The 18,360-nt window shown below is 40.2% G+C and carries 20 protein-coding genes and 1 pseudogene; 7 read left to right on the top strand and 14 right to left on the bottom strand.

Translation table 11 applies throughout. From position 1 onward, the window contains the following. The first annotated feature begins 64 nt into the window (after positions 1-64). Positions 65-1,566, top strand: a pseudogene (locus tag F9856_RS05500) (IS1182 family transposase). Positions 1,567-1,583: 17 nt separating this feature from the next. Here the strand turns inward: F9856_RS05500 and F9856_RS05495 are convergent. Continuing rightward, on the bottom strand, positions 1,584-2,018 hold the full coding sequence (locus F9856_RS05495; RefSeq protein ID WP_024398852.1) for an Rrf2 family transcriptional regulator: 435 nt from the start codon (positions 2,016-2,018) through the stop codon (positions 1,584-1,586). Between the two features lie 177 nt (positions 2,019-2,195). On the opposite strand from F9856_RS05495, the gene F9856_RS05490 reads away from it, so the two are divergent. The 5 genes from F9856_RS05490 (at position 2,196) to F9856_RS05470 (ending at position 6,258) form a co-directional block, all read left to right on the top strand. Further along, complete coding sequence (locus tag F9856_RS05490; protein ID WP_024398851.1) at positions 2,196-2,831, top strand: NAD(P)-dependent oxidoreductase; 636 nt, start codon at positions 2,196-2,198, stop codon at positions 2,829-2,831. Between the two features lie 85 nt (positions 2,832-2,916). Continuing rightward, positions 2,917-3,696, top strand: coding sequence for a protein-ADP-ribose hydrolase (locus tag F9856_RS05485; protein WP_024398850.1), 780 nt, complete (start codon positions 2,917-2,919; stop codon positions 3,694-3,696). Beyond that, complete coding sequence (locus tag F9856_RS05480) at positions 3,641-4,549, top strand: SIR2 family NAD-dependent protein deacylase (RefSeq protein ID WP_027972278.1); 909 nt, start codon at positions 3,641-3,643, stop codon at positions 4,547-4,549. The genes F9856_RS05485 and F9856_RS05480 overlap by 56 nt, the downstream gene beginning before the upstream one ends. A 435-nt stretch (positions 4,550-4,984) precedes the next feature. Further along, positions 4,985-5,437 (top strand): hypothetical protein, encoded by a 453-nt coding sequence (locus F9856_RS05475; RefSeq protein ID WP_079268047.1) that lies wholly within the window; start codon positions 4,985-4,987, stop codon positions 5,435-5,437. A 413-nt stretch (positions 5,438-5,850) separates the two neighbouring features. Further along, entirely contained in the window at positions 5,851-6,258 is a 408-nt protein-coding gene (locus F9856_RS05470) for a transposase (RefSeq protein ID WP_161497375.1), read from the top strand. Between the two features lie 321 nt (positions 6,259-6,579). Here F9856_RS05470 and F9856_RS05465 read toward each other — a convergent pair whose 3' ends face one another. The 8 genes from F9856_RS05465 to F9856_RS05430 form a co-directional block, all read right to left on the bottom strand. Continuing rightward, the gene (locus F9856_RS05465; protein WP_253220935.1) at positions 6,580-7,938 is read right to left on the bottom strand and encodes a glycoside hydrolase family 32 protein; all 1,359 of its coding nucleotides are present in this window, start codon (positions 7,936-7,938) and stop codon (positions 6,580-6,582) included. Between the two features lie 18 nt (positions 7,939-7,956). After that, the gene (locus tag F9856_RS05460; protein ID WP_202105990.1) at positions 7,957-9,567 is read right to left on the bottom strand and encodes an ABC transporter substrate-binding protein; all 1,611 of its coding nucleotides are present in this window, start codon (positions 9,565-9,567) and stop codon (positions 7,957-7,959) included. Positions 9,568-9,718: 151 nt separating this feature from the next. Then, positions 9,719-10,606, bottom strand: coding sequence for a carbohydrate ABC transporter permease (locus F9856_RS05455; protein WP_004194864.1), 888 nt, complete (start codon positions 10,604-10,606; stop codon positions 9,719-9,721). A gap of 9 nt (positions 10,607-10,615) precedes the next feature. Then, entirely contained in the window at positions 10,616-11,536 is a 921-nt protein-coding gene (locus F9856_RS05450) for an ABC transporter permease (protein WP_202105989.1), read from the bottom strand. A gap of 156 nt (positions 11,537-11,692) precedes the next feature. Continuing rightward, positions 11,693-12,679, bottom strand: coding sequence for a LacI family DNA-binding transcriptional regulator (locus tag F9856_RS05445; RefSeq protein ID WP_172042257.1), 987 nt, complete (start codon positions 12,677-12,679; stop codon positions 11,693-11,695). A 157-nt stretch (positions 12,680-12,836) separates the two neighbouring features. Continuing rightward, positions 12,837-13,382 (bottom strand): hypothetical protein, encoded by a 546-nt coding sequence (locus F9856_RS05440; RefSeq protein WP_202105988.1) that lies wholly within the window; start codon positions 13,380-13,382, stop codon positions 12,837-12,839. Further along, on the bottom strand, positions 13,383-13,760 hold the full coding sequence (locus tag F9856_RS05435; protein WP_002935876.1) for a glyoxalase/bleomycin resistance/extradiol dioxygenase family protein: 378 nt from the start codon (positions 13,758-13,760) through the stop codon (positions 13,383-13,385). 84 nt (positions 13,761-13,844) lie between these two features. Next, positions 13,845-14,198, bottom strand: coding sequence for a DUF2500 domain-containing protein (locus tag F9856_RS05430; RefSeq protein WP_202105987.1), 354 nt, complete (start codon positions 14,196-14,198; stop codon positions 13,845-13,847). A 142-nt stretch (positions 14,199-14,340) separates the two neighbouring features. Between F9856_RS05430 and F9856_RS05425 the strand changes: the two genes are divergently transcribed. Beyond that, entirely contained in the window at positions 14,341-15,144 is an 804-nt protein-coding gene (locus F9856_RS05425) for a peptidylprolyl isomerase (RefSeq protein WP_105129212.1), read from the top strand. A gap of 54 nt (positions 15,145-15,198) precedes the next feature. On the opposite strand, the gene F9856_RS05420 is transcribed toward F9856_RS05425, so the two are convergent. The 5 genes from F9856_RS05420 to F9856_RS05400 all read right to left on the bottom strand — a co-directional run bounded on the left by F9856_RS05420 (position 15,199) and on the right by F9856_RS05400 (position 18,360). After that, positions 15,199-15,744 (bottom strand): ECF transporter S component, encoded by a 546-nt coding sequence (locus F9856_RS05420; RefSeq protein WP_044760855.1) that lies wholly within the window; start codon positions 15,742-15,744, stop codon positions 15,199-15,201. Then, positions 15,741-16,589 (bottom strand): pyridoxamine kinase, encoded by an 849-nt coding sequence (locus tag F9856_RS05415; RefSeq protein WP_125183817.1) that lies wholly within the window; start codon positions 16,587-16,589, stop codon positions 15,741-15,743. Before F9856_RS05415 ends, F9856_RS05420 begins: the two co-directional genes overlap by 4 nt. Positions 16,590-16,785: 196 nt before the next feature. Further along, positions 16,786-17,475 (bottom strand): 5'-methylthioadenosine/adenosylhomocysteine nucleosidase, encoded by a 690-nt coding sequence (locus F9856_RS05410; protein WP_015647163.1) that lies wholly within the window; start codon positions 17,473-17,475, stop codon positions 16,786-16,788. Positions 17,476-17,483: 8 nt separating this feature from the next. Continuing rightward, entirely contained in the window at positions 17,484-17,804 is a 321-nt protein-coding gene (gene macP, locus F9856_RS05405; RefSeq protein WP_002936700.1) for a cell wall synthase accessory phosphoprotein MacP, read from the bottom strand. Between the two features lie 10 nt (positions 17,805-17,814). Then, positions 17,815-18,360 carry an NUDIX hydrolase gene (locus F9856_RS05400; RefSeq protein ID WP_004194850.1) on the bottom strand — a complete coding sequence of 182 codons (546 nt, stop codon included), beginning with the start codon at positions 18,358-18,360 and terminating at the stop codon, positions 17,815-17,817.

The raw sequence follows: 18,360 nt of genomic DNA, 5'->3' as shown, positions 1-18,360 counted from the left end.
TTTCATATGTAAAGTAGTATAATAGAGATAGGAATACTAGCTAATAAGCAGAGGGAGAATCGCTATGTTACACAAAGAAAATCCAGACTACAATCGCGGTCAATTTGGTTTCTACAGTTTAGATGACCTTGTTCCTCAAGATCATCTCCTTCGTCAAATAGAGGAAGCTATTGACTTCTCCTTTATCTATGACTTAGTCGCAGATAGCTATAGCGATGATACAGGGCGTCCTAGTCTTGACCCTATTCTGCTCATTAAAATTCCAATCCTTCAGTGTCTCTTCGGCATTCGTTCCATGCGTCAAACCATTAAGGAAATCGAAGTCAACACTGCCTACCGTTGGTTTCTTGGTCTTCGACTGGATGATAAGGTGCCTCATTTCACTACCTACGGAAAGAACTATGTCCGTCGTTTTCAAGATAGACAAGTTATTGAAGGCATTTTCACCCATATCTTAGGTCTCTGCGTCAATGCAGGCTTCATAGATCCAACAGAAATTTTCATTGACGGTACCCATATCAAGGCTGCGGCGAATAATCGTAAATTCATCAATCGTGAAATTGAAAAGCAAGCCAAGTTTATGAGTGACCAGCTAGAGATTGAAATTAACAGGGATAGAGAAAAGCATGCAAAAAAGCCGCTAGGGCCCGCAAAAGAGGAGGGACCCATCGCTAAGAAAATTTCTACAACTGACCCAGAAAGTGGTTTGTTTCATAAAGGGGACCAGTGAAAAGGTTCGGGGAACCTTTTCAGCCTGAGCCTACAAAATGAGAAAGCGAAGAAGTATTTGCTTATACAGCTCAGGTTGCTTGTGACAAGCATGGTTGGGCTCTGGCTTATAGCGTGGAGGCTGGCAATGTCCATGACAGCCAGGCCTTTCCTGTACTCTTCGCTAAACTCCAACCCTTTCAGCCTAGCTTTCTCGTTGCCGATTCTGGCTATAAGACCCCAAGTATCGCTCGCTTCCTCCTAGAACAAGAGATTACTCCAGTCTTTCCGTATACACGACCGAAAGGAAAGAAAGGGAAACTACGCTCGAAGGATTTTGTCTATGATGAATACTATGACTGTTATATCTGTCCTGAGAATCAGGTCTTAACCTATCGCACTACAACCAGAGAAGGTTATCGGGAATATAAGAGTGACTCAGCTATCTGTGCTACTTGTCCACTTCTATCAATTTGTACAGAAAGCAAGAACAAGCAGAAAGTGGTAACTCGACACATTTGGAAAGAGGCTTTAGAAAGCTGTGAAGAGATTCGGCACAGGAAAGGTATGAAGGAGCTCTACCAGAAGCGGAAAGAAACCATTGAACGCCTCTTTGGGACAGCCAAAGAGTACCACAATCTTCGTTACACAAGAGAGAAAGGCAAGTCCAAAATGGAGGATAAGGTTGGACTGACTTTGGCGTGTTTAAATCTCAAGAAATTGGTAAAAATGAGGGCAGGGAAGCCTTTTTATTTTGTCCAAATAGCCACTATTCTGGCAAAAAGACGGACTATCAGACCAATAAACAGAAAAAGACAAACATCAAGCGAGATGTTTGTCTTCATTCTGGACTCCTGATTAAAAAGAGTTTAGGGCTAGTTTTGTGCTATTTTATCGTCCATATCTGTGATGAGAGAAGCTAAATTAATTGCCTTTAATGATTGTAGAAATTGGGTGTGAATCTCATTTAGACGGGGATCAAGAACAGAATGAACAACACGCCCAACTTCACAATTTGGATTGGTATCATCATGTGGTTTCAAAATAGTTTTATGAGGATCCTCAACAGCTAAAAAAATATCCCAGAGAGTAAGTTCCTCTGGCTTTTTCGTTAAATGCGCTCCACCTACTCCAGCTTCCACTTTCACAAGTCCAGATTTTTGTAATTTTCCTAATAAATTGCGGACAATTACAGGGTTCGTTTGAATACTGTCAGCAAGAAATGTAGACGTTACCTTCTCGCTGTTTTCAAAATGATGGATGGCTAATAGGATATGAACTGAAGTAGCTAATCGTGTAGAATATGACATTTTGTTTCCTTTTATTATTTTTTTCCATACTCATTATACCATGTTTTGTTGTAATAAAAAAATTTCAACTTTTTGGGTTGTAACTGTTGATATTACATCTGGAAGCTGTTATACTTTATTCATCAGTTGTAATAAAATCATTTACAATCTGTAAAAACATTTTTGGAGGAAAAAATAATGTCAAAAGTTGCAGTAATTAGTTCAAATGGTCGTGTTGCTCGTTTAATCATCGAAGAGCTTGTAGGTCGTGGATACGATGTTACAGGTTTTAGTCGTGAAGAAACAAACGCTTCAAAAGCGCAAACATATATTCAAAAAGACTTATTTGCCATCACAAAGGAAGATGTAGCTGATTTTGAAGTTGTCGTTAGCGCATTTGGTACTTGGGCTCCTGAAACTCTTCATCTGCATGTTGAAGTGATTAATCACTTATCAGATATCATGGCTAATTCAGATGCTCGTTTTGTAGTTGTCGGTGGTGCAGGTAGCTTATATGTTGATCCAGAGCTAACCGTTCAATTGGTAGATACTCCAGATTTTCCGAAAGAATACTATGCACTTGCTAAAGCACAAACGGATGCACTTGATGTTCTTCGCAAACGCAATGATGTCAAATGGACATTTGTCAGCCCAGCTGCAGACTTCCAAGCCGAAGGTGAGCGTACAGGTCAATATATTCTTGCAGGTGATCAATTCACATTAAATGAACGGGGTGAAAGTATCCTTAGTTATGCTGATTACGCTCTTGCTTTTGCAGACGAAATCGAAAAAGGGAACCACATCCAAGAACGTATCAGTATCGTTCGTAAATAATCAATAAAAGCAGAGTACTTTGATAATAAAAAGCGAGATTGAGATTTTCTCAGTCTCGCTTTAACAATTAATTAAGGAGGGAATAATGAACCAAGAACAAAGGCGATTGTATTTAATAAAGATACTCTTATCAGAAAAAGCAGAATATGCAGGTATAGTAATCCCTGATGAAGTTGAACAGCAAAAAGTACTTTTACGAGCTTTGGTTAACGTTCGCCCACCAGAAACTGTGTCGGCTGAGTTTTTAGATATTCAAAATGCCTACCTTCAAGAAGAGTTAACACAAAAAACAGTCACAAAATTGACTGATTTGACTCCGAGTTCTGGTCAATTATACCTATGGAGAGGTGATATTACGACCTTAAAAGTAGATGGCATTGTTAATGCTGCTAATAGCCAACTTTTGGGTTGTTTTTATCCGAATCACAAGTGTATTGATAATGCTATTCATACTTTTGCAGGTGTTCAATTACGGCAGGAATGTTATCGGCAGATGAAAGAGCAAGGACACTTAGAAAAGACGGGTGAGGCGAAGATAACCCCTGCTTATAATTTGCCGAGTCAATCTGTTTTACATACAGTTGGGCCTATTGTTGATGGTGGATTACGATCTCATCATGAAAAAGATTTAATGAGTAGTTATCGCTCTTGTTTAGAATTAGCAGATGCTAATGGTTTAAACAGTTTAGCATTTTGCTGTATTTCAACAGGAGAATTTCATTTTCCACATGAGAGAGCAGCAGAACTGGCAGTAGCAACTGTTCAAGAATATTTAAAAGAGACAGATAGCAAGATGAAGGTGGTATTCAATGTTTTTAAAGAAGAAGATGAAAAAATCTACAAAAGATTACTCGGAGCAAATTAATGACATCGTAAAAAAATTAGAAAAAGCAGATGCTGTTCTCATTGGTATTGGCGCAGGATTATCAGCCTCTGCAGGTCTGACTTATTATGGTGAACGTTTTGAACACTATTTTTCTGATTTTAAAGAAAAGTATGGTATCGAAGACATGTATTCTGGTGGCTTTTATCCTTTTGCTACAAAGGAAGAATATTGGGCATGGTGGAGTCGTCATATTTTTATTAATCGCTATGAAGCACCAGTTGGTCAACCCTATATCGATTTATTAGACATTGTTAAACATAAGGATTATTTTATTTTATCAACGAATGTCGATCATCAAGTACAAAAAGCGGGATTTGATAAAAAAAGGCTTTTTTATACACAAGGGGATTATGGTTTAATGCAATGTTCGGTTCCTTGTCATTATACCAACTATGACAACAAAGAGTTGATTTATCAGATGGTTGAATCTGAAATGGAAATGAAAATCTCTTCTAATCTTATACCAACTTGTCCTAGGTGTGGTGCTCCTATGACGAATAATCTAAGGATAGATAATCGTTTTGTTGAAGATGAAGGATGGCATAAAGCTCAAAAAAGGTATAGCGAATTTTTGGAAGAAAATAGCAAAAAAGCAATCATTTATTTAGAACTTGGTGTAGGCATGAATACACCAGGTATCATTAAATATCCTTTTTTGCAAATGACCTATACTAATCCCCAAGCAACGTTTATTACATTAAATCAAGAAACGTTTACATATCCTGATGAACTTTCAAAGCAATTAATACAGCTTAATGGTGATATTGGTAAAAATCTACAAGAAATTCGCCAAAGAATAGAATCAAAATCTATAAGTAATTATGTAAACTAAAAAGAGTTTGGGACAAAACTAGTCCTAGCCCCAAGCTCTTTAGTTTTTTTGTTTGAGAATTTTTTCGGTTTATAGTATATGATTTTATTGTAATAAAATACCATCACTTTTCCCAGAATATTACCCGAAACAAAAATCAGCCATAATATACCAAGTATAGAGGGAGACAATCTGTATAAATTGAAGCCACCAAAAAACAGTATGAAACCATCTCTTTTGGTAACAACGAAAACAAAGATAGAGCATGAAAAACCAAATAATCATGAGCAACAGATGTTCCAATACGTCTAGGTTCGGTGCTTCAGAAATCTGATTGCTAAAAAAGAGAGGTCTCGCCAATATCATTAAGTTAAGGATCCTACTCCAATTTTTATTGGATAGGGTCTTTTTATTTTTCAATAAATTAATAGTCTAAAATTAAAAAGGAGTTTTCCCATGGTTCAGTCTATTCAAACAATCCTAGAGTCTTTCATCTCACAACTCTCATCCGACAGTTCTTCTTATATCGTCCAACCAGATAAAGACTTTACCCGTTCCAGAAAATGTTCCTTCCAACAAATGGTTTCCGCTATACTAAACATGGGCGGTCAAACACTATCAAAAGAACTTATCAATCAAGACTTCCCCATTTCAAAGGCAGCTTTTGTCCAAAATCGGTATAAAATTAAGCACCAAGCCTTTAAAAAGCTCTTCAAAAACTTTACGCAGGCTATTCTTCCAAAAACAGAACTCACTATTCTGGCTGTAGATGGATTAGATATCCATATTCCAGTCATTCCTGAAGACACAGCCTCTCATTTTCCTTCAAAATTAGGTGGAAAAGCCTATAATCTCCTTCACTTAGATGCACTATTTGATTTGGAAAGTGAGCTCTATTGCGATGCCTAGGTTCAAGAGAGACGAGATGTTGATGAACGGCAGGCTCTGATTGAAATGATGGAGAATTCTCTCTTTCGAACAAGCACTCATTGTGGCCGATAGGGGGTATGAATCTTAGAACCTGTATTCACAAGTGAAGTACTTGTATATAAGAGATAGTTTTTCGCTAATCAAGGCAGTTTTTTGAGGGAATACTGACTGTATTTTGAAAAAAACTAACGATGAGTAGCTGAAAAACTAGCCTTAGATGGAAGTGCTGAACTGTGAATACAGGTTCTAAGAATCAATACAAGTTTATTCCCAGCAATCAAACCTTTGATTTTCTTCCTAAAGAATGGGAAAGGGGAGCTGAAACAGAGTTTTCCCCCCTTTCTTTTCGCATGATTCGGTTTCAAATAGCTCCAAATAAGTATGAGACCCTCGTGACCAATTGTGATAAACCTGTAGACTATATAAAAAGCCTCTATACCCGTAGATGGGGCATAGAAACCACTTTTCGTCACTTGAAATATGCACTTGGACTGGTGAGTTTTCACGCTAAAAAGCTGGAAGGAATTCTTCAGGAAATTTTCGCTCGCCTCACCTTTTACAATGCCGTCAAAATGACCGCTTCTAAGGTCATCATTAGGGAGCGAAGAACAAAGTATAGATATAAAATCAGCTTTTCAGATGCCTGCTATATTTGTCGTCTATTTTTCCGTCACCAAATACCTTCCAAGCAAGTTGAAATCTACGTCCAATCCTACCTCTGTCCAATTCGACCTGATAGACAAGCAAGGAGGGAAGTTCGTCATCAAACGCTTGTAGATTTCACTTATAGAATAGCATAAAATCGGATAAATGAATACAAAAAATAAGGATGGAAAGCCTCTTTTTTGTGCTGACTAAATACAAAAATCCCAAGTATTACATCAGAAAAATACTTGAGAGTAAACAGTATAGATGTACTGACGAATGTTAACTTAATGACATTGGAGCAGGGAAGCCTTTTTATATTGTCCAAATAACCACTATTCTGGCAAAAAGACCGACTATCAGACCAATAAACAGAAAAAGACAAACATCAAGCGAGATGTTTGTCTTCAATCTGAAACCCTGCAAATACAGGGTTTCTCTTGGAGTGAAAGAATAATTTAAGAGGGCAAATAATATTATAGGGCGTTTAGAATAACCTGACCTTCTACGTAGAAGGTCGATGTCAAGGCTTCTTGACCATCGTTAATAAAGATTTCCAAACAGTTGGTGTCAACCAAGACCTCTAGCACTGTCGCTTGAACCGTGACCGCTCGACGAACGGTTGACCATTCCTCCTCACCAGCTTGCTGGATTTTAAGAGAGCTGCGGTCAATGTAGACTTCTTGTTGGGCTCTATCATAACCAAATTGAAGATAGTCTTGGTCAGTACCTAGTTTCAAGTCTAGACTGTCGTCCAGTTTGAGGGAGAATTTGCTTGGACCTTGAATAACTTGACCGATTTCAATGTCGTCAAAGCTGTTCAAGATACCTGCTGGCAAGACCTGTTTGAGTCCATTCTCACCTTGCTTAAGTAGACGAGGTAGAGTCATTTGACCATACCACTTATGCCCAAGGTCATTGGTTACAAGCGGACGTCCCCATGTATGCATCCAGGCAATCATGACACGCTCCCCTTCTGGACCTTCAGTCGTTTGAGCCGCATAGAAATCATGCCCATGGTCGATCTCCTTGAAGGAATCTGCCACAAAGACTTTCTTGTCCCAGTCCACATGACCAGTCACAAAGATATTGGAATTGATATTGACAAAATCATTAGCTTCTTTTTGATACCGCATTGGTGAAACAATCAGGTACTCCTGCCCATCTACTTCAAAGTAATCAGGACATTCCCAAACGTGACCTTGGTGGGCTTGGCCTTTTAAGAAGATAGACTCAAATTGCCAGTCCAGCAAATCGTCAGAGCCTAGTAGAACAATACAGCCGACACCGTCTTTATGCTTGGTTGCTACGACGGAGTAATAGCGACCATCTTTCTCGAAAATCTTTGGATCACGGAAGTCATTGGCGATGACTTCTTCTGGCAATAGTTCCTCCGTCGCAACAGGGTTTTGTGCGATTTTTTCAAAGTGAATACCGTCTGTCGAATAGGCCATGTTCTGCACCTGTCTGACAGAGCCGTCTTCATTGACGATATTGCCCGTGTACATGAGCCAGAGGGTATCTTCTTTGACAATAGCAGAGCCAGAGAAACAGCCATCCTTATCGTAGTCCTTGTCTGGAGCAAGGGCAACTGGAAGATGTTCCCAGTTGACCAGGTCCTTACTTTTGGCGTGGCCCCAATGCATTGGTCCCCAGACACTATCATACGGATTGTATTGATAGAAGAGATGGTATTCTCCTTTGAAATAGACAAATCCATTCGGGTCATTGATCCAGCCAATTTCTGGAACAAAGTGACGCTCTGGTCTAAAAGCCATATCAATGGTTACTTTTTCTGCTTGAATATATGCATTGGCTTTTTCTACTGTTATCACAGGCAGCCTCCTTTTTGATTACTGATTTTCTTTGTACTGATCGTAGTATTTTTGCTTGATAGCTAACCAGTCAGACAGACCGTAGCTTTCCAATTCTTTCAGATAGATATCCCATTCTTCTTCAATGCCGCCGTTCACAATCCATTCTGCACGTTTGCGGTAGATGAAGTCGTTCATATCTGCTTCAACTTGAGCAATCTTATCCAAATCTTCTTGTTCCATGAAAACGCGAGGGTAAATATCATCGTTGGTTACATAGTCAAGATAAGTAGCGTGCATCAAGTCCAAACGCCATTTGGCATCATCTGGCATGGTGGTCACTGTACCGTAGTATTCATCAAGAATAGCAAGCGGTCCACCAACTTCTGTCTTCTGACGCAATTCGCCTGGGGCAGTACCATCCAATGGTAAGTGCTTCAAGCTGTTAGTTGCTGTGTCAAGTTCAAAGATATTTTGTTGGCTTTCGTCGCCATAGGTCCCCCAGTTGTTTTGGACAGATTGGAGCGGAGCGTATTGGGCATCAATCCACTTGGCTGTCAATTCCAAGTTTTTATTAGCTGATGTGATGACCATGCGGTCACGTTGGAAGCCCATACCGTTTGTACGAGTGATGTGCTTGGTTCCATCAGGACCTGCCAAGACTGGCAAGATGTCATAGGTATCGTTCATACCTGTCACATTTGCCTTATCCCAAGTAAAGTAAACACCGTAGAGATTTTCACTTCCTTTAGAGATGTAAGTGTTCCAATCTTGTTCAAACGCTTCCGGATCTAGAAGACCTTTTTCTTGAAGGGTACGCATAAATTCAACACCTTCTTTGTAGTCTTCATTGTCCGCTGTGAAGTCAACAGTTCCGTCATTGCTGACAACCAAGTGGTCATCATTATCACCGACACCGAATGCACCAAAAAGAATTTTGAAGTCCTCATTTCCTCCACCATTGATGAAGCCCATCGGAATTTCATCCGCCTTGCCATTTCCGTTTGGATCTTGGGTCTTGAAGGCTTCAAGGACCTTAATCAAGTCATCCGTTGTTTTTGGCATTTCAAGACCGAGTTTGTTCAACCATTCTTTGTTGATCCATGCAATATCGTTAACAGTGTGGATTGATTCCTTACCTTCGCCCAATTCTTCAATCCATGGGAATGAGTAGATATGTCCGTCTGGTGCTGTAATCATGGAACGGTACTCTGGATTTTCATCCAATATTTTCTTGAGATTTGGCATATGCTCATCAATCAGGTCTTCAACTGGTACGATAACCCCTTGTTTTGCCCAGTTCATCAATTCCACATCAGAAGCCCCGTCATTATGGATGGCATCTGGCAAATCACCTGAAGCAATGTCCAAGTTCCGCTTTTCACCAAAGTCAGACTGGTAGTTAGTCCATTCAATATGAACGCCAGTTTCTTCCTCTAAACGTTGGAAAATCAACTTGTCATTTGGATCGGCTGGAGCTAGAGGGGAGCTAGCTGTCATGAACTTAAGTGTAACGGATTTTTCAAGCGGGAATTGAACATCTTTCAATTCATAATCTGGGCTTGAAGCAGTATTTTTTGAGCCACAAGCAGCCAATAAAACGGTACTTGCAAGAAGTGTAACAACTGTTTTTCCAAATTTGTGTTTCATCAGAAACAACCTCCTGTATTGTTTTCTAAAAAATAATTAATACTTATTATACTCAATGAAAATCAAAAACAGACTAGGCGACGCAGATGCAGATAGAACTGACGTTCATCAAATCAAGTCAACAACGTCTGCTTTTGATTTTCGAAGAGGATTAACCTTTTAATGAACCAGCCATAATCCCCTTGTCAAAGTATTTCTGGAAGAATGGATACATGACAATGAGTGGCAAGCTTGAGATGACAATGGTCGCATACTTAATCATTTCTGCGATGCGTTTCATTTCATTCATGGCTGCCTGGGCACCAATCATGTCCTTAGCAGGCTCGCTCTGAATGAGGATTTTACGAAGTACTAGTTGGAGTGGCTCCAAGTCTGGATTCTTGATGTAAATCATGGCATCAAAGTAAGAATTCCATTGACCGACAAAGGCATAGAGGAAGAGCACAAACATGATTGGCTTAGCTAGTGGAATCATGATTTTCCAGAAAATCTGAAATTCATTGGCACCGTCCATAACCGCTGCTTCTACCAACTCATCTGGCAAACCTTGGAAATAGGTCCGTGCCAAGATGATATTCCAAACATTGACTGCCCCAGGGATAATGATAGCCCAGACGGTGTTCAGCATACCCAAATCTTTAACCAAGAGATAAGTCGGAACAAGTCCGCCACCGAAGAACATGGTGAAAACGAGGAAGGCATTAATCCATTTTTTCCCAACCAAATCTTTTTTAGAGAGTGGATAGGCAGTCATGACTGAGATAGCCACTGTCACAAAGGCAAAGGAGAAGGAATAAAAGAGGGAGTTGAAAAATCCGCGTAGGATGGATTTATCTGAAAATACCCGTTGGTAACCTTCTACTGTCCAATCCTTTGGATCAAAGCTAATTCCCTTGCTGACCAAGGCCTGCGGATCCATGAAGGACGCGACTAGGATATAGACCATAGGCACAACTGTTATGAGAACAAGAAATGCCAGCAAGATTTTATTGACAACCAGCATTCGCTTGTCAAATTTTGTATACATTTGTGTATTCATACGAACCTCCTATAAGCCTTGTCCATCATTGATGCGTTTGACAATCTTATTAACTGCAATCAGCAGGATAATATTGATAAGTGCGTTAAATAAGCCAACGGCTGTTGAGTAAGAGTAGTCCCCTGACACCAAACCGATTTTATAGACATAGGTTGAGATGATTTCAGAGCTAGTCAGATTGAGGGAAGTCTGCATCAGAAAGGCTTTTTCGTAACCAACGTTCATGATGCCCCCAGCTGCCAGGATAAACTGAATGACCATAACTGGTTTTAGTGCTGGTAAGTCAATATGCCAGATACGTTGGAAGATATTAGCACCATCCAGTTTCGCTGCTTCAATCAAGGCCGGATCGACATTGACCAAGGTAGCCGTGTAGAGTGTTGATGCCCAGCCCATTCCCTGCCAAATACCACTGAGGATGTAGAGTGGTCTAAAGAAGTCAGGATCTGTCAGGAAGTTTGCTTCAATGCCAAACATACCTAGAATAGAGTTGACCGGTCCTCCTACTGAGAAGAAGAGGAAAATCATACCGACGATGACCACGACTGAGATAAAGTTTGGAGCGTATAGCACCAACTGAATCCGCTTTTTAGCCTTATCGCTCAATAGTTGGTTGAGCATGATGGCTAAAATAATCGGTGGTAGAAATCCTAAGAGTAAGCCGTATACACTCAATTTCAAGGTGTTGGCAAGTAAATTACCAAAGTTTGGAGAAGAGAGAAACTTGGTAAATTCTGAAAATCCAATCCACTCACTACCTAGCACCCCTTTCAAGGGATTATAGTCTTTAAAGGCAATCAGCACCCCGTACATAGGAATGTAACGGAAGATGAAGGTCAAGACCAAGCCAGGTAGTAACATCAGTAACAAGAGTTTCTGTTGCTTGATTCTATCAAATAGACTAGCTTGTTGCAGTTTTGATGTTTTCATAAGAACTCCTTTTTGAAACGTTTCAATTTTTTTGATTTTAGAAAGAGGTCTAACCCTCCGTTTTTGAAACGTTTCATTTTTCTTGTAAAAATAAAACCAACTGTTTATTGATGATTTTATTTTATCATTGTAACCGTTTTCTGTCAACCCCTATTTTCAATTTTTTGTCGTTTTTCCTTCAACATAGGAAATCGGCAAGGTGATTTGTTGTGGTTGCCCTTTTCTATCAATGATATCAATCAAACAAGCCACTGCTTCTTGAGCCATTCTTTCTAACGGTTGACGAATGGTGGAAAGTTCTAGAGAGCGTTCACTTGCCAACTGAATACCATCATAGCCAATCACCTGCACATCTTCTGGAACCCGTCGTCCCAGTTTTTCCAAAACAGCAAGTGTGTCTAGGGCCGTAAAATCATTGATGGTGAAAATGGCGTCAACCTGTGGATTGTTAATCAGAAACTCTTCGACTTGACCGACAAAGTCATCATATGGCTCTTCCAAGTCCAAGACATGACAAGGAAAACCTGCCTCTAAAATCCGCTTTTCAAAATACAATCTACGCTTCTTGGTTTCATTGATTGTTTTATTGTGCCCACCGATAAAGGCAAAATGGCGACCCCCTTTTTCAATCAAGGTGTTCGCTGCTAGTTCTGCACCAGCTTGGTTGTCCGAGCTGACACAGGCTATAGCCTTATTCTCATAGGTGCGATCGATACTAACAAAGGGGATATTGGACGATAGATAGTCGTCAATCGGGCTATAGGTGATGGCGATAATACCGTCCACCTTATTTTGTTGCAGCATAGTCAGATAATCCAGTTCCCTTTTTGGACCAGAAATATTGCAAAGGAGCAACTTGTAATTTTTCTTACTCAGTTCCACTTCAACATGATAGGCAAACTCTCCAAAAAAGGGATGCCAAACTGTCGGAATAATCAAGGCGATGGTTTCTGTCTTGTTCTTCTTCATGCCACGAGCATAGACATCAGGGATGTAATTCAATTCCTTGATGGCTGCATTGACTTTTACAAGCGTGCTTTCCTTAATACCTGGCTCATTATTGATAACTCTTGATACAGTCCCAACGCTTACACCAGCCACCCGCGCTACATCTTTCATAGTGATTGATTTTTGCTCTTCCATGGTTTAGCCCCTTTCTTTTGAAACGTTTCAATAATTTATACTAGAATATCATTGATAGCGTTTTCTGTCAAGAAAAATTGACTTGTTAGCACATAAAAACACCCAAAAAGCTAGAATGATTCTAACTTTTGGGTGCCGTTTAAAAATCTTTCCTATTTTATTTGTACATCTTCTTCATTGGGTGTTTTGCAAGTACTTCTGTGTGATTCTCGAGAGCTGCTCTGCCTTTTTCCGTCAGGGCATAACCTCGGACAGTAAAGTATGGAGCTAGTTTTTCTTCCGTCAAGTTGTCCTTGAGGGCAGTGTCGAGGTCTGCCGCCTTCATCTTGGACAGACCGGTCACGCCTTCTGCCTTGAGGATATTCTTCTTGGCTGTGGAGGTGATGTGGTCCAGCGAATCAAAGGCTGATTCCACATAGGCATAACCGTCTGCGATCAACTGCTCCATGTGAGCAGGACCGTTGATGCCATACATATACTCGAAATATTTTGAGTAGGGCGTTGTCGTTTCAAAAGAACCCAGGCTAATCCGCCATAGCAAAATAATATCACCTGGCAAAATACCTTCTTCTAGCCGAACCATATTGCGTTTGGGAACGGGCTTGGCCTCCAAAAGCCAGGCTGCCAAGTCACGCTCGGGGGAAATATAGGGTTTGACCTCGTGGTCTTTATACATTTCTTCAACACGATTCTGGAGTGACATTTACTTTACCTCACGAATTGCGTAATAATTTCCATCATTGTCTGCAAAGCTAATTACCTTCATGAAACCAAGGTCCATGACTGGATTCGTTGTGACACCACGTTCAACAAGTTCTTCGTAAGTTTTGGCTACATCTACTGATGTCATTAAGATTGATGGTGTACCTAAGTTTAATTCTGGCTCCATCTCAGCAACCTCCGCCTTATCATGAAGTACAAATTGTACCTCACTGTCTGATTTAGGTGCAATAATGTAAGAAGTTTGGGGGCCTTGCACCTGTTTTTCTACACGTTCAAATCCCATTTTCTCTTTCCAAAATTGAGCTGAAGCCTCAATATCATTCACATATAACATAACTTGTCCGATTGATTGAATCATCTTAAATACCTCTTTTGCGTTGTACGAACATGTGTTCAAACCATTATACACTAGATAGAGATATTCTCCAAAGAAAAACGACTCTTAGAGCCGTTCAAAACCTAGGAAACGAGTCCCCTGAAAATGCAGGGTGCCTACATCTCCCTCTGCTAAAAGGGCATATTCATCTGAACGAAGGCGAAATTCCTGCCGTTTTCCCTCCCATTCAAACGTTACATAATAATTGGTTCGTGCTACTTCGTTACCAAAAACATGGGTTCGTTTAGAGACAAGCTTAGCCTTGCAAGATTCTTTGGGCTCCCGATTGTTGCGGTGCCATTCCATAAAATTTTTAATAATATGGAAACAAACCGTCGCTAATATGATCGCGGAAAAACTGTAGAAAAGGGCCGTATGCCATACTAGGATTCCATCTGGGGCAAACAAGTTCTCAAACATCATTATTCTCCTTTCGCATCTGTAAATATAGTATATCATATTATTGTTTTAGATACGCTTTTTATACTAGATAAAAATTGAAAAAATCCATATTTCATGGTAGAATGAGCATAATTTTGAACAAGACAAGAAAGGATTTTCAATGAAAAAAATACTAGCTCTTGCTCTAGCTTCGAGCATCTTGCTAACTGCCTGCACAAACAACTCGACAGCTAATAGCTCATCTTCTACAGCATCTAGCTCTAGTTCAAGCTCGACTACGACAGCTGATACAACTGCTTCTAGCCAATATGCCAAAGATTTGGCATACGCCATTAACAATCCCAAAGCTACATTCCCCCAACTTTCCAATGAAATTGGTGAAAATGAGGCTGCTGTTAAAATAAAAACAACCGAAGGCGACATCACTATAAAACTCTTCCCCGAGCAAGCACCACTAACTGTGGAAAACTTTCTGACTCATGCGAAGGAAGGATACTATAATGGAACGATCTTCCATCGTGTCATTAAGGATTTCATGATTCAAGGTGGCGATCCTCTTGGAAATGGTACTGGTGGAGAGTCTATCTGGGCCGGAAAAGATACTACTATCGATGCTGGGAATGGTTTTAAAGACGAGATTTCAGCTTTCCTTTATAACATTCGTGGCTCACTTTCTATGGCAAACGCTGGCGCGGGAACAAATGGAAGTCAGTTTTTCATCAATCAAAATACAACAGACATGTCTAGCCAACTCTCCAGTTCTAGCTATCCTGGTAAAATCATTGACGCTTATAAAAACGGAGGCAATCCAAACTTAGATGGCAAGCATACCGTATTTGGTCAAGTCATTGAAGGGATGGACATCGTGGATAAAATCGCTTCAGTCGAAACAGACACTAGCGATAAACCTAAAACAGATGTTAAGATTGAGTCAATTGAGATCATTAAAGACTACACTAACTAGGTCAGACCAATAAAAAATGAAAACTTGAGAATTTCCTCAAGTTTTCATTTTTTATTACAATTGCTTTCCTTGTTTTCCATTATATAAACCCTTGAATACTTGATAGAGGATTGGTACAGCAATGATGGTCGTAATTGCAGTGCCATAGGTTCCTAAGATTCTACCCAAAGCTGCGAGGAAGGAAGCTGAGAAGGTTAACCCTCCGACAAAACTTCCCGTTAATGTATACTTCAATAGGTTCAAGATAATTTTTGTAATTGCCGCAACAATTCCAACCAAAATAATATTGGTTAAGCGATCATTTTCCTTGAGGAATTTCTCGTAAAACAAATGCAAAATGAAGCAGACGATGAGCGATTCTAAAATGGTAATCCAAGCGACTGAAGCATAACCAGATAGTAAATCAAAGATGCCTAGACCAAGTGACGCCGCCGCAGCTCCTTTTTTGGCACCAAAGATTAGTACTCCTACCACCACCAGAGCATTGCCTAAATGGACAAATTGACTCCCAAAAGGAATACGAATAAAGAAGACAACCACACAAATAAGGGCTGCAAATAGGCTAATTTCTGTTAATTGACGCAATTGACTCTGTTTCATAATTTCTCCTTTAATGTTTGAAATGCCTGCTGTAATTCTGCTAGAAAAGGTTCAAAGGAAATCCCAAATTTCAAGTCTCTATCCAAAGCGAGGGTACGCTCTAAACTCTTATCGATAAAATCTAAAGCTAGAGGGATAGCTTGATGGAGATTGATTTGTTGGATGGTTGCTGCAGCCAACAAGGTAGATAGAATGTCACCTGTTCCAAAGAAATTTGCTGGATATTTTTTAGACATATAGGTAGTTATTTCCCCTGTTTCCTGCTGAAAATAGGCTACACCTATTTGGCTATCATCAAAGGAAATCCCTGTCAGTACAATATCTGCGGATACCTGCACTGCTAAAGCTTCCAGTAAGTCCTCAATAGCCGCCCTATCGTAGCAAGCTCCCAAATAATCCCTCCCTGTCAAAAAAGCTGCCTCTGTTACATTGGGGAGAATGAGCTTGGCCGACTGGATCAACTCTTTCATGGCTTCTACATAGGTAGATGTGAAACCTGTATACAACTTCCCTCCATCCCCCATGACCGGATCAACAATCAATGGTGTCTCTGTTTGTTTAGCATACATAGCCAATTGACTTAGTTGCTGAGGATTTCTACAGTAGCCAGACAAGATGCCTGCCAACTCCAAATTCAAGTTCTTCCACTGTTCAAAATAGGCTCGATTCAAGTCAGTCATATCTTCAACGACAACATCTGGAAAACCACCCGTATGAGAAGAAAGTAGTACCGTTGGTAAAAGAATCGTTTCTACCTGACAGGCTGCTGCAATTGGGATGCTAGTGGCTAGGGCAACCTTACCCACACCAGGCAAATCATTTGCAAGCAATAATCGCTGAACCATAACAACCTCCTAAATTATTTTTCTTAAAAAAAATTGTAAAGTATTTTCAAGAGCTTTTCAATAACTCTTATCAGAAATTGTATGGGGACAGATGGCTGAAACCTTATAATATCGGGCTCAAATTACTGCATAAGAAAAACAGTAACAACTTCTTGCTACTGTCATCCTATTTCAATGTATTGTTGTCAAAATCTGCTTAATTTTTCTCCAGAAAGGCAATCAGGGTCTGGGCAGAACGTTCTCCTGCTTGAATGATAAATTCATCAAAGGTGATATTGGCATCTCCTTGAGCTGTGTCACTCATGGCACGGATAACCAAGAATGGCTTACCTGTATTAACAGCTGCTTGAGCGATAGCTGCTCCTTCCATCTCTACGGCAAGGACTTCTGGGAAATGAGTTTTGATCGTAGCAATTCTCTCCTGACCTGCGATAAAACTGTCACCTGTCACAATCAGACCCACATGGCTAATCATTTCCTGCTCTGCTAAAACGGTTCTTAGCTGTTCTAACAAGACTTGGTCGGCTGGATAATACAATTCCTGCCCTGCCATTTGCCCGTAAGCATAGCCGAAAGCCGTCACATCCACATCGTGGTAAGCCAGTTGATTCGCTACAACCACATCACCGATGGCAATACCTTCGGCAACAGCTCCTGCCGAACCTGTATTGACAATGACATCAACCGAAAAACGATCTGCCAAAACAGCCACGGACATAGCTGACATAACCTTACCGATACCTGACTGAACAAGAACAACTTCATGTTGACCGATTCGTCCCTGATAGTAAGTTCGACCCAAGACATCAATTTCAGTTGCATCTTGTAGATGCTCAACTAAAATCTTTAGTTCTTGAGGCATGGCTGCGATAATTCCAAATTTCATCTCTTCTCCTAAATAAATAATACTGCAATGATAAACATTATCAGTAAGATGATGACCCAAAAAAGGATTTTGTTTACCTTACTGCGGAAAGCTTCTCGCTTGATGGTTTCGATACGGCGACTTTTTACTACAGTAGGTTTGACCGGGATTCGGATCGTTTGTCCCTCTTCATATCCCTGATAATCTTCTTCTAGATATGGATCGAATAGAGCATCATCCATTGATATATCCTGGTTTGGACGATAGTGTCCAAACTGGCTAGATTGGTCGGAATACTGTTTCTTTTTCACTTTCTCTAAAATTTCATCCGTCAACAAGGGCTTGCCCATTGCTAGTTTCCTACTTTCTCATGAGTTGTAAATATTGGATAGCCATGATGGTCTTTGCATCACAAATATCGCCAGTAGCCACCAAGTTCAAAGCCTCTTCCAAGGTTACCTCATGTAATTCGATCACCTCATCTTCATCCATTGGACGAGGATTTTCAACCTTGATAAGGTTATCTGCTAAATAAAGGCGAATTCGTTCATTACAGAAACCAATGGCTGAATAGAAATCTGCCAACAAGGTCAGTTTGTCACTAGTATAGCCTGTTTCTTCTTCTAATTCACGCAAAGCAGCATCTTCAAGCGTATCTTCTTCGCCTAGCTCCAATTTCCCCGCCGGAATTTCATAAATAGTACGTTCAATGGCCTTGCGGTATTGTTTGACCAAAATCATTTTACCTTCTGGGGTAACGGCTAAAACGCAAACTGCTCCCTTGTGGAAAATGAGTTCGCGCTTACCAGTTCCACCATTTGGCAAGGCAACATCATCTACTACTACATCAAAAATGTGCCCTTTAAAAATTTCTGTCCGCTCAATGGTTTTTTCTTCAAAATTCAT

Origin of the sequence: Streptococcus suis, from assembly GCF_016743335.1 — a bacterium.
GTDB classification, from domain to species: domain Bacteria; phylum Bacillota; class Bacilli; order Lactobacillales; family Streptococcaceae; genus Streptococcus; species Streptococcus suis_Y.
Note: the sequence above shows the minus strand (reverse complement) of the source record. Positions and strands in the feature narration are given on the sequence as shown.